The sequence below is a fragment of the Serratia sp. ASV30 genome (genome assembly GCF_016428815.1).
Taxonomy (GTDB): Bacteria; Pseudomonadota; Gammaproteobacteria; order Enterobacterales; family Enterobacteriaceae; genus Chania; species Chania fonticola_C.
In genome coordinates, this window is record NZ_JAELTL010000085.1 from 1 (window position 1) to 14,016 (window position 14,016).

Below are 14,016 nucleotides of genomic sequence, written 5' to 3' on the forward strand. Positions count from 1 at the left end.
CCCCCCCCCCCCCCCCCCCCCCCCCCCCCCCCCCCCCCCCCCCCCCCCCCCCCCCCCCCCCCCCCCCCCCCCCCCCCCCCCCCCCCCCCCCCCCCCCCCCTCTACCCCCCCGGCCCCCACCGAGATCTACACCCAGTTGGCATCGTCGGCAGCGTCAGATGTGTATAAGAGACAGCTATAGCCAGAAGTCCCCGCTATTTTATGCGCCCATGTAATCGACTCGTATTTTAATGAAAGTGATTCATATGGCATTACCCCAGAGCTATTAACCACATGCGGGTAAGTTGAATTTAAGCTTATAATGGTCGCATTAGTTAATTTTACTTCGTAGAACACTTCCAATACACCTGATTGGTTGAGCCAATATACTTGAAAAATAGCGGTGAGTTTTTCATTATTGGATACTGCAAGAGCGATTAATGGTGATGATTTATCTATAGGCTTTACGACATCAACAGGCAAGTGGTTGCAATGTTGTTCTCGTGTAACGCCATGATTTAACGATAGCACTTGAATTTCGTCTGGATGATTTTTTTGACATCTATTACCGATTGAATCCATTGTGTTACAACCGGCAGAGATTAAACCTTGCTGCTGACCGGATAAACTTAAAAATATATTAAAGCTCACGGTAAACTCCTTGTAATTAATGCGTTGAAAACTCCAATGTCATCCTATCACGGTACCAGGCCAAAACATAAATATGAAAATAACTATTTGCAATGATGATATTATTTAAGTGAATACATATAAAATTTCTATTTAACTGGCTATCTGTTCATATGTTTTTGCGCTTCTTCTAGCGAGTTGAACGTTTCAATTGTAGTTTCATTCGCATCAGGCCTTTGTGCTGGCCGCCCTTGAAGGTATGGAGGAAATCACCATACCTACCCGCCTCATCCTCGATGCGCGCAAATCTGCTCACATCTTCCCACGGCACCAGGCAAGTACCAGGCACATCATGATCGCCAACGTTCACCCTGCGGGGCGGTAGTATGGCAATTTTGTTCGGGCCACAAAAATATTAGACTGGTATAGACGGAATAGACATTATGCACGGCAGCATCGATAGCGGCTAACCCAATCACTGCCAGGCATTGGACGGATTTCCGGGCTTCTAAAGTGGCTGATCGCGTCAAAATTTAATTTGACCTGGTTTGGCTTTATTTGGATTGCTGTTTGGTGGCCTATATCAGCATTACCAGCAGAGATTAAGCCTTTACGTGTCGTGCCTTCGGCCTGCTTTTATGTGCTACACATAAGGCGGATGTGTAAAGCAAAATTCTGGACTGCTATGGACGGAATAAGCACCAAACAGAGCAACATCACCGGCAGCTAACCCGCTTACAGCCTGGCTCTGGGAGGTTTTGATAACCTCATAAAAGATTATGCTCGTCTTAAATTAAATTGGCCTGGTTCGCTTTAGTTGCTGGTGGAGCCTGGTGAGGCAAAGCAACCGTTCCATGATGCGGGATAATCCCGTATGTACCAGGGGACAAAAATGTCCTGTGGGCAACATTTCAGCAGCGGGAACGGCTAAGGTTAAAAAATAGGTAGAATGGCATAGCACTCCGTTTTACCGTGTACACAAGGGTGTACACACTTGAAAAGTGCATTATCACAAATCCTTTAAAAGCAAGGCTTAGATGCCGATACTCAATGAATAAATTCAGCGTCATCATTGAACAGAGAGCCCGCATAACCGCGGGCTTTTTAATATCACCAATCGAGGTGTTCCTATGTCCAAATATGCGCAGGCAGCCGTTGATACGGTAAGAAAAAACCAGGGAAAATCATCACTCGATATGCGTCAAGAATGGGATAAAACGATGATGGAGTTGAAGGCTAGCCCAATACCCGCGCCGCATCACCATCCTCCGCAATAACCCCATCGGCCAAACGGATCACACGCGGAAAGTACGTTTTAACAAAAGCATAATCATGGCTGATGGCCAGCACGGTGGTGCCTTGCGAACGGCAAACCGCTAACCAGCGGGTAAATACCCCCAACCAATAGTTATCAAAGTCACGGCTGGGTTCGTCCAACAGCAGCAGAGGCGGCGCAACGGCAGCGAGACTAGCAACGGCTACCATACGCCGCTGCCCGGCATGTAAATCCAATGGATGGGCATCCGCTACATCCGTTAGCTCACAAAGCGCCAGCGTTTGGGCAACTCGCTGCTCCAGAATCTCGCCACGCATGCCCTGATGGCGTAAGCCAAAGGCGATCTCATCGCGTACCCGGTTGCGAAATATCTGCCGTTCCGCTTCCTGAAATAATACTCCCAGCAACGGCGCACGCTGTGCCGCTTTAAGGGTGGCAATATTTCGCCCCTGTAAGAGAACCTTGCCGCCGGTCGGTTTTAGCAACCCGGCCATCAGGCGTAATAACGTGGATTTCCCGGCGCCGTTATCCCCGATCAGGGCCACCCATTCCCCTGTCTCAATGGTGAGATCCAAACCGTTAATGATGGGTTCGCTCACGCTTGGCCACTGATATTCCAGCGATTCAATCGTTAGCATAATGAAAGCCTGCCTTGCTCCAGCGCCCAGGTTTGCAGGCAATAAGCGGCAACCTTGGTGAACGACCGTTCAAACAGCAAAATCACGCACTGCTGCTGGTTAGCGTAGGTGGCCAACTGTTGTAACAGCTTGGTGGTAGCATCGGGGGTTAGACGGCTAAAGGCTTCATCCAGTAATAACAACCGAGGGCGCATCGCTAATGCACAGGCCAGCACCACTCGCTGCGCTTCGCCGCCAGAGAGCGTGGCCGGGTGACGATGGCGTAAAGCGTGGCAATCGGTGAACGTCAGCGCCTGTTCGATACGCGCCATGATCTCGGCTTCATCTAGGCACAGATTCTCCGGCCCGAAGGCGATCTCCTCTTCGACCGTGAAGGTACAGCCGGAGAGTTGCAACTGGGGTGCCTGTTGAATGAGCTGCACCTGCTGCGCCATTTCAACCAGCGGGCGCGAACCTATTTCATCACCGAGGACCTGTCCTAGCCCCTGTAATGTGCCGGGTAAAAAATCGGGGAAACAGCCTGCCAGCAGTTGGGCAAGCGTGGTTTTTCCGCTGCCATTCCCACCGCTAATGCCATATAAGCCTGGAACCTCGCAATGTAGATCGATGTTTTCCAACTGCCAGATACTACCTTGAGGAATAAAGCTCAGCGCATTCAGTGCCACAACCACAGCCAGGCTCCTATTTCCAATGCCGCTACCAACAGCAAGCCATAGCGCACGCTACGTTGCAGCGGGCTATCGTTCGGTGCCCACAGCGTTGTGCGTCTGGGATGTAGCCGAAAAGCGCGCATATCCAGCGCCGTGCTGCGCGCGGTTAAATCATTCAACGCACTGTGGGTTAACGGGATAACCAATGCCGGAATGTAGCGCAACCGTTGATACCAATAACCGTCTAGCGGTACGCCTCGCGCCAGCTGTGCCTGGTAAATCGCGGCCAGTTGCACGCGCAGCTGTTCGGCAACCAGCAACGGCCCTGCCAGCAGGTAGGCCAGCCCGAGCGGCAAACGGCTGGCAAACAGAGCGCGAATAACACGCTGCGGCGGCACGTATTGCAGCCAGATTTGCCCAAAACTTAGCAACGCCAACAAGCGTAGCCAAAGCGCGGCAGCGTTGAGCATTTCGCTATCATCACGCGCCTCACCCCGTAGCCACCACGCCAGCCAACCGCTATGCACCAACCATAATCCACCCGCCATGGGTAACATGATCCACGCCACATAGCGCCAACGATGCCTTGTACTTTTCATCAGGATCAGCAACAGAAAGCTCACCAGGCTATAGGCTAGCAACGGATAACCAAACGGCATCAGCAAGCTGCTGGTACCCAGCACCAGCCAAAGAGCCAGCGAGGTAAACGGGTGCATTAACGCACGGCGGCCATTGCAGGGAAATTACGCAGGGTTCGCTGCGACATATTACGCACCAATAGCCAGACGATGATGGCAACCAGCACTTTATCTATCAGGTTAATCCCCAGCACGGTCATTGCGACGGATTCGATCAGGTTGCTGCCCATCGAATGCACATAGGCGACAAAGAAGTCTGCACCACTGCCAGTGACCCCAGCGAAGAGATAGGTACGGATCGGCACGGCAACTATCGTTACGGCCAAGGTGATCACCACTCCGCTTAAGATCACTTTCGGTAATGTCCTGAACCAGCCGATGCTCGCCAATAGGCCAGCCACCAAACCAATCACCATCGCCACCGGAGCGAATGCCGCCGCTATCGGGCCAGTGAGCAGGCCCCAGATCAGGTTGGTCAATAAACCGGTCAACATGCCGATAATCGGCCCGGCGAGGATTGCACTCAGCAAGGTACCGATAGAATCGAGAAAAATAGGCAGCTTCAACATCGATACCAACTGCCCGCCGATCATGTTGATGGCTATTGAAATCACCATCAACACCAACGTCTGACTCGATAACCCATTACGTGCCATAACAACCTCACTCAACTAGTAGGAAAATTAGCGTTGCTCGACGTTTAATTCGTCATAGCCCGAAAGCGCGCAAGGTTGTCGGTTAAATACGACATCGTTCAATTCCCCAATCACCAATTCGAGCGTGGTGCGCACGGTGCAACCTGCCATCACATGGCCGCCGGTCATATGGCCATGCTCATCGGCCACCGCCAGGTGCAGATGTTCGCCTCCGGCCTCCAACGTGCCAATCAGTGAGACCACTTCAAATTTTCCGCTCAATAATGTGGGGTCTTCGCAGGCGGCATAGCGCAACGCCACGTCGCTCAAGCTACCGACGCAACCGCTGATCCAGGCGGCACGCAAACCCTGCTGCCGGATAAAATCACGAAGTGCAGCCAGCAGGTCTTGTTGCGGTAACAGACGCAAGGCATAAAACTGTGCCGTAGACGGCGTTGATGTCTCCACGATAAGATCCTTTACCCCAGTGGGTTTGGTGATACGGAAAACAGGGAAATGGCGTCGGGAAGGTAGGATGCTGCATGAGGGGTGTGACTCCAAATAACTCCGAACCTCGGACGTTATGCAGCATGATAGAGATTGATACGGCCGATGTATGTGACATAGGTCAGTAAAAGCGGCGGTGCTGGTATGCTGGTCAAAAGCTAAATTGGAATGGGTCTGACACTGATGCCAAAAATAAAAAGCCAGGAAACTCTGGTACGCGAGCGTAAGCGCTGGGCAGCGCTGGCGATCCTGGTGGCGGCCATTGTTGGCAGCTACCTGTGGTGGAAACAAGGGACACTGCGATACGAAGAGTGGAGCCCTAACCAGCAGTATGTGGTGCGCAATTATAAAACCTTCGAGTTTATTCCGCGCTTCACCATGCCAGGCGATGGCGGGCATTACTCGGGCTACATGCGGGTTTATGACAAAAACGGCAAGCAGCTCTACGAAGAGTATTCCGACCTGCTCGACTTTGTCGAAGGCCCCTTCTGGGCAAAAGAAGGCGTCTATTGGATGGGTAACGACAATCAGGACATCGTTCGCCTACCCACCTCGCCGGTAGATTGAAGCTAGCGGACAAGTGGCCTCCAGAAGGGAGGCTTAACCCGATCAGTTATAAGCGGCGGCCTGCTCTTCGGTGATCAGCTCCATCTTTTCAAGTTGAACCGCAATGCCGCGCAGTGAACGCCCAAGCTCCACGCTTAACGCCTCTATCGTTTTGCCACCGCTATAGCCTTCCTCCAATAGCTTCCTGTCGTCTTCCGACCAGGGGAAATTGAAGTTAGCGGGCCTACCCTCGGCAATATTTTTCTGCCGCCGCTCCTCGGGCGATAACTTTGCCTTTTTCACCCGTTCTCGCTCGGCGTAAAACTCATCCGCCAGGGCAAACAGCATCCGGATCGTCTCTGGGGAATGAACCAGCGAGGTGTGATTCAAAAACTCCCCCGTTTCTGGGTTAATCCCCCTCGCCAACGCACGCAACGTCAGGTAGGTCTGCATCATGGGTTTCCGTCCTTAAAAAATCTATCCGTCATTCTCGCGGCTAGTTCCCCACCTATTGTTGCTTGCAAAACGAACTATTCAACGATTCGATCGGATCGCGTATTAACTTTGCGAAACAAATTCCAAATTAACTCTATTTCTTGCAAGAAAATAACCACTTAAAAACCATACCCATTCGGAAATGGATAAGTAAATGCCGTCGATAATTCTCCCGGCAATCAGTGAAACAGGTTTATCTACAATATTCACAGATAGTTTTCACTTGAAATTAATAATTTAAATTAACCACTTACCGAATTTCAGCTGATGGCGATAAATTAAGGAGTACTCCCCGCACCGCTGGCTACTTATTAAGGAGTATTTTCCCGCTAACTCTCCCTTATGTTGATTTCCCTCAATAACGCTTGGGTTATTACTGTTAGTTTGCCATGACTAAAAAACCACTGATAAGCATTAGGGAAAGCAATGGACGTCAATCGCAGACAGTTTTTTAAAATCTGCGCTGGCGGGATGGCTGGGACCACGGTGGCAGCATTAGGCTTCGCGCCAAAGGCTGCGTTAGCGGAAACGCGCAACTACAAACTATTGCGCGCCAAAGAAACCCGCAACACCTGTACCTACTGTTCCGTAGGCTGCGGTTTATTGATGTATAGCCTTGGCGATGGGGCAAAAAATGCCAAATCGACGATTTTCCATATCGAAGGCGACGCGGACCACCCGGTAAACCGCGGGGCATTGTGCCCGAAAGGCGCCGGCCTGCTGGACTATATCCACAGCGATAGCCGCCTGCGTTACCCTGAGTATCGCGCGCCGGGTTCAGATAAATGGCAGCGTATCAGCTGGAATGAGGCCTTTGACCGCATTGCCAGGCTGATGAAAAATGACCGGGATGCCAACTTCGAAGCCACCAACGCCGCTGGCGTGACGGTAAACCGTTGGCTCTCCACCGGGATGTTATGCGCCTCTGCGGCCAGTAACGAAACCGGCATGCTGACACAAAAGTTTGTCCGATCGCTGGGCATGCTGGCAGTTGATAACCAAGCGCGTGTCTGACACGGACCAACGGTAGCAAGTCTTGCTCCAACATTTGGTCGCGGTGCGATGACCAACCACTGGGTTGATATCAAAAACGCCAACGTTGTGATGGTGATGGGCGGCAACGCCGCTGAAGCGCATCCGGTGGGATTCCGCTGGGCGATGGAAGCCAAAAACAACAACGACGCCACGTTAATCGTCGTCGATCCCCGCTTTACCCGTACCGCTTCGGTCGCCGATATCTACGCGCCGATCCGCTCCGGCACCGACATTACCTTCCTGTCGGGCGTGTTGCTGTACCTGATTTCCAACAACAAGATCAACGCTGAATACGTCAAGCATTACACCAACGCCAACCTGTTGGTCCGGGATGACTTTACGTTTGAAGACGGGTTGTTCAGCGGTTATGACGAAAAAAAACGTCAGTACGACAAAACCACCTGGAACTACCAGTTTGGTGAAGATGGCTATGCCTTGCGTGATGATACGCTCCAGCATCCGCGTTGCGTCTGGAACCTGCTGAAAGCACACGTCAGCCGCTACACGCCAGAAGTGGTGGAAAACATCTGCGGCACCCCGAAGGAAGATTTCCTGAAAGTGTGTGAAGTCCTGGCTTCCACCAGCGCAGCAGACCGAACCACCACCTTCCTGTACGCCCTGGGCTGGACTCAGCACACGGTCGGCGCGCAGAACATCCGTACCATGGCGATGATCCAGTTGTTGCTCGGCAACATGGGCATGGCGGGTGGTGGCATCAACGCCCTGCGCGGTCACTCCAACATTCAGGGATTGACCGACATTGGCCTGCTGTCCACCAGCCTGCCGGGTTACCTGACGCTACCTTCGGATAAACAGACCGATCTGGCTACCTATATGGCCGCCAATACGCCAAAGGCCACCCTACCTGGCCAGGTTAACTATTGGAGCAATTACCCCAAATTCTTCGTCAGTCTGATGAAAAGCTTCTATGGCGACGCTGCTCAGAAAGAGAATAACTGGGGCTTTGATTGGTTACCGAAGTGGGATCAGTCCTACGACGTCATGAAGTACTTCCAGATGATGGATCAGAATAAGGTCAACGGCTATATCTGCCAGGGCTTTAACCCGGTCGCCTCCTTCCCGGATAAAAATCAGGTGGTCGCCTCACTGGCCAAGCTGAAGTATCTGGTGATCATTGACCCGCTGGTCACGGAAACCTCCAATTTCTGGCAAAACCACGGCGAGATGAACGATGTCGATACCGCGTCGATCCAAACCGAAGTGTTCCGGCTGCCCTCCACCTGCTTTGCCGAAGAAGACGGCTCGATTGCCAACTCCGGCCGCTGGCTGCAATGGCACTGGAAAGGCGGCGATGCCCCAGGTGAAGCGATTACCGACGGCGAGATCCTGGCCGGTCTGTACCATCGCCTGCGCCAGATGTATGGCAGCGAGGGCGGTAAAGGTGTCGAACCGTTACTGAAGATGGGTTGGCACTATGAACGGCCAGATCACCCAGAATCCGAGGAAGTGGCCAAAGACAGCAACGGCTACGCGCTGGAAGATCTGTATGACGCCAACGGTAATCTGCTGGCGAAAAAAGGCCAGTTGCTGGATTCCTTCGCGATGCTGCGCGATGACGGTAGCACGGCTTCAGCCTGCTGGATCTATACCGGCAGTTGGACCAGCAAGGGCAACCAGATGGCCAACCGTGATAACAGCGATCCGTCCGGTTTGGGCAACACGCTGGGCTGGGCCTGGGCATGGCCGCTGAACCGCCGCATTATCTACAACCGCGCCTCCGCCGATCCAATGGGTAAACCTTGGGATCCGCAGCGCATGCTGATTGAATGGAACGGCAGCAAGTGGGTCGGGAATGATATTCCAGACTACAACACCGCCGCCCCGGGCAGCGGCGTTGGGCCGTTCATCATGCAACCGGAAGGGCTTGGCAGGCTGTTTGCGCTCGACAAAATGGCCGAAGGGCCGTTCCCGGAACACTACGAGCCGTTTGAAACGCCGTTGGGCACCAACCCACTGCATCCAAACGTGATCTCCAACCCGGCGGCCCGTCTCTATCCGTCCGACGCCAAGCGCATGGGTGACAAATCCGAGTTCCCTTACGTCGGTACCACCTATCGTCTGACCGAGCATTTCCACACCTGGACCAAGCACGCGCGCCTTAACGCGATCATGCAGCCGGAACAGTTCGTGGAAATCAGTGAACGTCTGGCAAAAGAGAAAGGGATTGAGCAAGGCGATACCGTCAAGGTCAGCAGCAAACGCGGCTTTATCAAGGCGAAAGCCGTGGTGACCCGCCGTCTGCAAACCCTGAAGGTTAACGGGCAGGATGTCGACACCATCGGTATTCCACTGCATTGGGGCTTTGAAGGGGCAGCCCGCAAAGGCTATCTGGCCAACACCCTGACGCCGTTTGTCGGCGATGCCAACTCGCAAACGCCGGAATACAAGGCGTTTCTGGTTAACGTGGAAAAGGTGTAAGGAGCCGAATTTATGTCCATGCAATCCCAAGACATTATCAAACGTTCGGCCACCAACACCCTGACACCGCCTCCGCAAGCGCGTGATTACAAGGTTGAGGTCGCCAAGCTGATTGACGTTTCCACCTGCATTGGTTGCAAGGCCTGTCAGGTGGCCTGTTCCGAATGGAACGACATTCGCGATGAAGTGGGCCACTGCGTCGGGGTTTATGACAACCCCGCCGATCTGAGTGCCAAATCCTGGACGCTGATGCGTTTTTCGGAAGTGGAGCAGAACGGCAAACTGGAATGGCTGATCCGCAAGGATGGCTGCATGCACTGCGCAGATCCAGGTTGCCTGAAGGCCTGCCCGTCTGCTGGCGCGATTATCCAATATGCCAACGGCATCGTGGATTTTCAGTCCGAGCACTGCATCGGCTGTGGTTACTGCATCAGCGGCTGCCCGTTCAATATTCCACGGCTGAACCCGCAAGACAACCGGGCGTACAAATGTACCCTGTGCGTTGACCGCGTCAGCGTGGGCCAGGAACCGGCCTGTGTGAAGACTTGCCCGACAGGTGCTATCCACTTTGGCACCAAGGCAGAAATGCTGGACGTGGCACAAGAGCGGGTCGAAAAGCTGAAGAAACGCGGCTTTGAGCATGCGGGCGTGTATAACCCGCAAGGCGTTGGCGGCACCCACGTGATGTATGTACTGCACCATGCCGATAACCCCGAGCTGTACCACAATCTGCCAAAAGACCCGCATATCGATCTGTCGATCGGGCTGTGGAAAAGCGTGCTCAAACCTTTATCCGTGGCGGGCTTTATCGCCACCTTTGCCGGTTTGATTTACCACTACATCGGCATTGGCCCGAACAAGGAAGTGGATGATGAAGACGAGGAGGACCATCATGAGCAAAAGTAAAATGATCGTTCGCACCAAGTTTATCGACCGGGCCTGTCACTGGACGGTAGTCATCTGCTTCTTCCTGGTGTCGCTGTCCGGCATTGCGCTGTTCTTCCCAACGCTACAATGGCTGACCGAGACCTTTGGTACGCCGCAGATGGGCCGTATCCTGCATCCTTTCTTTGGCGTGCTGATCTTTATCGCGCTGATGTTTATGTTCTTCCGCTTTGTGAAGCATAACATCCCCGAGAAAGAGGACTTGCCGTGGGTCAAAGGCATCGTGGAAGTGTTGAAGGGCAATGAGCATAAGGTTGCTGACGTCGGCAAATATAATGCCGGCCAAAAGATGATGTTCTGGAGCATCATGAGCATGATTTTCGTGCTGTTGATCACCGGCATTATCATTTGGCGCCCTTATTTCGCCCACAACTTCCCGATCCCGGTGATCCGCTATGCGCTGTTGATCCACGCCGCGTCGGCGATCGTCCTGATCCACGCCATTCTGATCCATATGTATATGGCATTCTGGGTGAAAGGCTCGATCAAAGGCATGATTGAAGGCAAAGTCAGCCGCCGCTGGGCGAAGAAGCATCACCCCCGCTGGTACCGTAAGGTCGAGGCTGAAGAGCAGAAAGACGAGCGGTAACCCGTTGAAATTCGCCCCTTCGAATGAGGGGGCGATTATCTCCTTAAGCTACCACTGAACCATCAAAGATCTGCTGCATGCTGTCGATCAGGCTCAGCAATTCACTATTGGCCCCAGGCTTCCACAGTGCCACCATCGGGTGCATCAACCCCTGTTTCCCCAATTCCGTATCGAGCCGCTCTACCTGCGGCAAGTGCTGCATGTTCAGATGCGTTGGCAGGAATGCCCATCCCAGCCCGGCGGTTAACAACGTTTGCAGCAACGCTGGTTCATTGACGACCTGAATGCGATCGGCGATTTGCAGGCGCTTCGCCATCGGTTCGGGCAGGTCATAAAAGGGAATAAGTTGGGTGCTGGATGCCAGCGACAGCAAGGTGACCGGGCTACCTGCGGGGAAAAAACCCTCGCGAGCATAGGCGGCCAGCTCAATAGCCCCCAGGGCTCGCCACTTAAATTTTTCGCCAATCGAGCGGTTGATCGCCTGATAAACGCCAATATCCGCCACCTCCTCTGCCAACGCCAGCTCACCCTCGCCACGCTCCATCATCAGCAAGTCAAGCTGAATGCCGCGCTGGCCCAAAAACATCGCCAGTTCCGTTAAAAAAACGCGCGGAGTAAACGGGTCATAGCACAGCGTCAGTTTCTGCCGCACCTGCTGCGGAATATGCTGGGCCAGCAGGCTAAGGGCCTCTGCCTCCTGCAAAAACAGCCGAGCTTGCCGGTAAAGGCGTTGTCCCGCCTCGGTCAGTTGTAATGGGCGGGTACGGCGATCGCACAGTGAATAGCCTAGATCCAACTCCAGATTTTCGATCAGCTCACTGACGGTGGTGCGATCCTTCCCCAACCGCTTGGCGGCCTGGGTGAGATTGCCGGTCTCGCAAACGCTGGCGAAAGCTTCAATCTGCGCCAACGAAAAACCTATCTTCCCCATCTCTCCTCCACAAAATTGCGGGGGATTTCCCCCCGTTCATCCACTCTACGATATGAGTTCGCGGGCTTACCATTATTTTGTTCACCTCATTCAGGTAAGGAAAAAACCATGAAAAAGTTCACACACAGCGTATCAGCCCTACTGGTAGGTGCTGCACTCAGCGTCAGCCTGGCAACCGGGGCACAAGCCTGCACCCGCGCCTTTATGAATATGTATCCGGGCTATATGGTTAGCGCCCGTAATCTGGATTTCTTCGGGCCGGTAGATCCCTCACTGGTGATCACGCCACGCGGGATTGCGCATAACGGTGGGGATGCGAAGAACGCCGCCCAGTGGCAAACCCATTACGGCAGCGTCGTGGTTTACGCCGATGGCGTGTTCCCAATGGACGGTATGAATGAAAAGGGGCTAGCGGGCCATACGCTGTTTTATATGAACGGCAGCCAGGTGCAGCAGGACAATCAGGACAAGCCGGTGATCGAAAGCCGCGCCTGGTTGAGCTATATCCTGGATAATTACGCCACCGTTGAGGAAGCGGTTAAAGCCATCCGTAGCGATGTGCGCCTGGCCGCCGCCCATATGCCTATCGATTACGCTTCGGATACCAAACACATCGCGATCGAAGACGTTAGCGGTGACTCGGCCATCATCGAGATCGATAACGGCAAAGTGAACATCTATCACGACAAAAATTATCGGGTGATGACCAATCCCCCTTCTTACGACCAACAACTCAAAAACCTGGCCAAGTACCAGAATGCCAAGCGCAGCGAGATCCCTGGCGGCCTGGAAGCGGATGAACGCCTGGTTCGTGCCAGCTATGATTTGAAAAACCTGCCGCAGCCGGACAATAAAAATCAGGCACAGGGCTTCATCTTATCGGTGCTTAATAATGTGGCTTACCCGATCGGCTCACCGGCAGAGCCAAGCGAACAAAAGGTCACCGACATGTATGCCAAATACAGCAAGCGCCCGGACCAAAACAAAGGCATCGGGACTTACTGGACGGCGATTTCAGATCTGAGCCATGCGGAATATCACTTCAAGTCGGCCTTTGCGGCCTCGCAGATCTGGGTTCCGCTGCATGACATCAACTTCAGCCAAGGGCAACCGGTGCGTAAGATCGCACATCTTAACGACTATGCCCAACAGGGTTGGGAAGGTAACGTGTTAGCCCAGGCGAAATAGCGCTCAAGTCCCCTATTTTAATAGGGGTAATTTCACGATCAAACGCTGCTGGCCGCCGATGGCCAGCAATAATCTGAACGCATAACTCTCGCCCAAAGTATTTTGTTCTATTCTTCATGCAGGGTAATGAAAGGCACCACAGGCTGTGGCTAAATAGCGCCTTCCTAACCTGTATGTCGTTCGGATTGTTTATGTCGCAAATTTTGCAATTTATTTTTGTCTTAGTGCTTATTGCAACTCTCGATTTTTAGCCTCACGATATTTATGTTCTTTTGCAATAAAATGAAGGAACATATCCTGTGGAAAACAGGTAACCATTCCATCCCTGTCGATCAACAGTTATCTCCATTTTCATGTCTTTTTCTAAATAAAAGACAGGCAAAATATCCTTTAAATCAGGCATTAAGGCGTTATCGGCTGGTGTTTTGACAGTTAATGTTGATTTTACATGCAATAAATGCCCCGTTTTATGCATAATAAAATAGGTTTTGCGGCTCACATTGTATTGACGTTTCTCTTTCTCTAGCTGGCCTTTGATTACCACAAAACCATTATCCCCGTTTAAAAAATATGTCATTACCAGCGAAATTGCATTATCTTCTTTCTTGACAATGAGCTTGGTATCACATGAAAAGTGTGTATCACGCCAGTAACCAATGCCTGTTAACAACCACTTCCCTAGCATTATGAATGTAATAGCGATGGCTGATGCATATATAAATCTGTCTCTTATACACATCTGACGCTGCCGACGATGCCAACTGGGTGTAGATCTCGGTGGTCGGCGTAGGATTAGTAAGGGGGGGGGGGGGGGGGGGGGGGGGGGGGGGGGGGGGGGGGGGGGGGGGGGGGGGGGGGGGGGGGGGGGGGGGGGGGGGGGGGGGGGGGGGGGGGG

The 14,016-nt window shown here is 53.0% G+C and carries 16 protein-coding genes; 6 read left to right on the forward strand and 10 right to left on the reverse strand.

Annotation, left to right across the window (positions count from 1 at the left end; translation table 11 throughout):
- Nucleotides 1-181, forward strand: a 181-nt coding sequence (locus tag JHD74_RS23935) for a hypothetical protein (RefSeq protein WP_199063661.1), incomplete at its 5' end; no start/stop codon positions are given.
- On the opposite strand, the gene JHD74_RS23940 is transcribed toward JHD74_RS23935, so the two are convergent.
- The 6 genes from JHD74_RS23940 to JHD74_RS23965 form a co-directional block, all read right to left on the reverse strand.
- A complete protein-coding gene (locus JHD74_RS23940) occupies nt 127-630 on the reverse strand; it encodes an Hcp family type VI secretion system effector (RefSeq protein ID WP_199063662.1) in 504 nt (167 codons plus the stop codon). The two genes, JHD74_RS23935 and JHD74_RS23940, sit on opposite strands and share 55 nt — an antisense overlap.
- 1,215 nt (nt 631-1,845) lie before the next feature.
- The gene (locus JHD74_RS23945; RefSeq protein ID WP_074029826.1) at nt 1,846-2,523 is read right to left on the reverse strand and encodes an energy-coupling factor ABC transporter ATP-binding protein; all 678 of its coding nucleotides are present in this window, start codon (nt 2,521-2,523) and stop codon (nt 1,846-1,848) included.
- The gene (locus JHD74_RS23950; protein ID WP_370592702.1) at nt 2,517-3,194 is read right to left on the reverse strand and encodes an energy-coupling factor ABC transporter ATP-binding protein; all 678 of its coding nucleotides are present in this window, start codon (nt 3,192-3,194) and stop codon (nt 2,517-2,519) included. The genes JHD74_RS23945 and JHD74_RS23950 overlap by 7 nt, the downstream gene beginning before the upstream one ends.
- Nucleotides 3,179-3,889: an energy-coupling factor transporter transmembrane component T gene (locus JHD74_RS23955; RefSeq protein WP_199063663.1), complete on the reverse strand. Its 711-nt coding sequence runs from the start codon at nt 3,887-3,889 to the stop codon at nt 3,179-3,181. Before JHD74_RS23955 ends, JHD74_RS23950 begins: the two co-directional genes overlap by 16 nt.
- Entirely contained in the window at nt 3,889-4,467 is a 579-nt protein-coding gene (locus JHD74_RS23960) for an ECF transporter S component (protein ID WP_021807285.1), read from the reverse strand. Before JHD74_RS23960 ends, JHD74_RS23955 begins: the two co-directional genes overlap by 1 nt.
- Nucleotides 4,468-4,494: 27 nt before the next feature.
- Nucleotides 4,495-4,917, reverse strand: coding sequence for a PPC domain-containing DNA-binding protein (locus JHD74_RS23965; protein WP_029710950.1), 423 nt, complete (start codon nt 4,915-4,917; stop codon nt 4,495-4,497).
- Between the two features lie 219 nt (nt 4,918-5,136).
- Between JHD74_RS23965 and JHD74_RS23970 the strand changes: the two genes are divergently transcribed.
- Nucleotides 5,137-5,520 (forward strand): hypothetical protein, encoded by a 384-nt coding sequence (locus tag JHD74_RS23970; protein ID WP_024527860.1) that lies wholly within the window; start codon nt 5,137-5,139, stop codon nt 5,518-5,520.
- A 42-nt stretch (nt 5,521-5,562) separates the two neighbouring features.
- Here the strand turns inward: JHD74_RS23970 and JHD74_RS23975 are convergent, their stop codons facing one another.
- Entirely contained in the window at nt 5,563-5,952 is a 390-nt protein-coding gene (locus tag JHD74_RS23975) for a hypothetical protein (RefSeq protein ID WP_065683814.1), read from the reverse strand.
- 468 nt (nt 5,953-6,420) lie between these two features.
- On the opposite strand from JHD74_RS23975, the gene fdnG reads away from it, so the two are divergent.
- Genes fdnG through fdnI form a run of 3 tightly spaced genes read left to right on the forward strand, consistent with a single transcriptional unit; the run spans nt 6,421 to nt 11,002 of the window.
- Nucleotides 6,421-9,468 carry a formate dehydrogenase-N subunit alpha gene (fdnG, locus tag JHD74_RS23980; RefSeq protein ID WP_199063664.1) on the forward strand — a complete coding sequence of 1,016 codons (3,048 nt, stop codon included), beginning with the start codon at nt 6,421-6,423 and terminating at the stop codon, nt 9,466-9,468.
- A 12-nt stretch (nt 9,469-9,480) separates the two neighbouring features.
- Nucleotides 9,481-10,374 (forward strand): formate dehydrogenase subunit beta, encoded by an 894-nt coding sequence (fdxH, locus tag JHD74_RS23985; protein ID WP_024527856.1) that lies wholly within the window; start codon nt 9,481-9,483, stop codon nt 10,372-10,374.
- Nucleotides 10,361-11,002 carry a formate dehydrogenase-N subunit gamma gene (gene fdnI / locus JHD74_RS23990; protein ID WP_024527855.1) on the forward strand — a complete coding sequence of 214 codons (642 nt, stop codon included), beginning with the start codon at nt 10,361-10,363 and terminating at the stop codon, nt 11,000-11,002. The genes fdxH and fdnI overlap by 14 nt, the downstream gene beginning before the upstream one ends.
- A gap of 43 nt (nt 11,003-11,045) precedes the next feature.
- Here the strand turns inward: fdnI and JHD74_RS23995 are convergent, their stop codons facing one another.
- A complete protein-coding gene (locus JHD74_RS23995; RefSeq protein ID WP_074029823.1) occupies nt 11,046-11,933 on the reverse strand; it encodes a LysR family transcriptional regulator in 888 nt (295 codons plus the stop codon).
- A gap of 108 nt (nt 11,934-12,041) precedes the next feature.
- On the opposite strand from JHD74_RS23995, the gene JHD74_RS24000 reads away from it, so the two are divergent.
- Nucleotides 12,042-13,121, forward strand: coding sequence for a linear amide C-N hydrolase (locus JHD74_RS24000; RefSeq protein WP_074029822.1), 1,080 nt, complete (start codon nt 12,042-12,044; stop codon nt 13,119-13,121).
- Between the two features lie 262 nt (nt 13,122-13,383).
- Here the strand turns inward: JHD74_RS24000 and JHD74_RS24005 are convergent, their stop codons facing one another.
- Nucleotides 13,384-13,791 (reverse strand): hypothetical protein, encoded by a 408-nt coding sequence (locus JHD74_RS24005; protein WP_199063665.1) that lies wholly within the window; start codon nt 13,789-13,791, stop codon nt 13,384-13,386.
- The coding region (locus tag JHD74_RS24010; protein ID WP_199063666.1) for a hypothetical protein at nt 13,763-14,016 on the reverse strand (254 nt) is incomplete at its 5' end. The genes JHD74_RS24005 and JHD74_RS24010, both read right to left, overlap by 29 nt.

Coding starts and splice junctions, on each gene's coding strand:
- JHD74_RS23945 (WP_074029826.1), bottom strand. CDS start 2,523: ATGCTAACGATTGAATCGCTGGAATATCAGTGGCCAAGCGTGAGCGAA.
- JHD74_RS23955 (WP_199063663.1), bottom strand. CDS start 3,889: ATGCACCCGTTTACCTCGCTGGCTCTTTGGCTGGTGCTGGGTACCAGC.
- JHD74_RS23960 (WP_021807285.1), bottom strand. CDS start 4,467: ATGGCACGTAATGGGTTATCGAGTCAGACGTTGGTGTTGATGGTGATT.
- JHD74_RS23970 (WP_024527860.1), top strand. CDS start 5,137: ATGCCAAAAATAAAAAGCCAGGAAACTCTGGTACGCGAGCGTAAGCGC.
- JHD74_RS23975 (WP_065683814.1), bottom strand. CDS start 5,952: ATGCAGACCTACCTGACGTTGCGTGCGTTGGCGAGGGGGATTAACCCA.
- fdxH (WP_024527856.1), top strand. CDS start 9,481: ATGTCCATGCAATCCCAAGACATTATCAAACGTTCGGCCACCAACACC.
- fdnI (WP_024527855.1), top strand. CDS start 10,361: ATGAGCAAAAGTAAAATGATCGTTCGCACCAAGTTTATCGACCGGGCC.
- JHD74_RS23995 (WP_074029823.1), bottom strand. CDS start 11,933: ATGGGGAAGATAGGTTTTTCGTTGGCGCAGATTGAAGCTTTCGCCAGC.
- JHD74_RS24000 (WP_074029822.1), top strand. CDS start 12,042: ATGAAAAAGTTCACACACAGCGTATCAGCCCTACTGGTAGGTGCTGCA.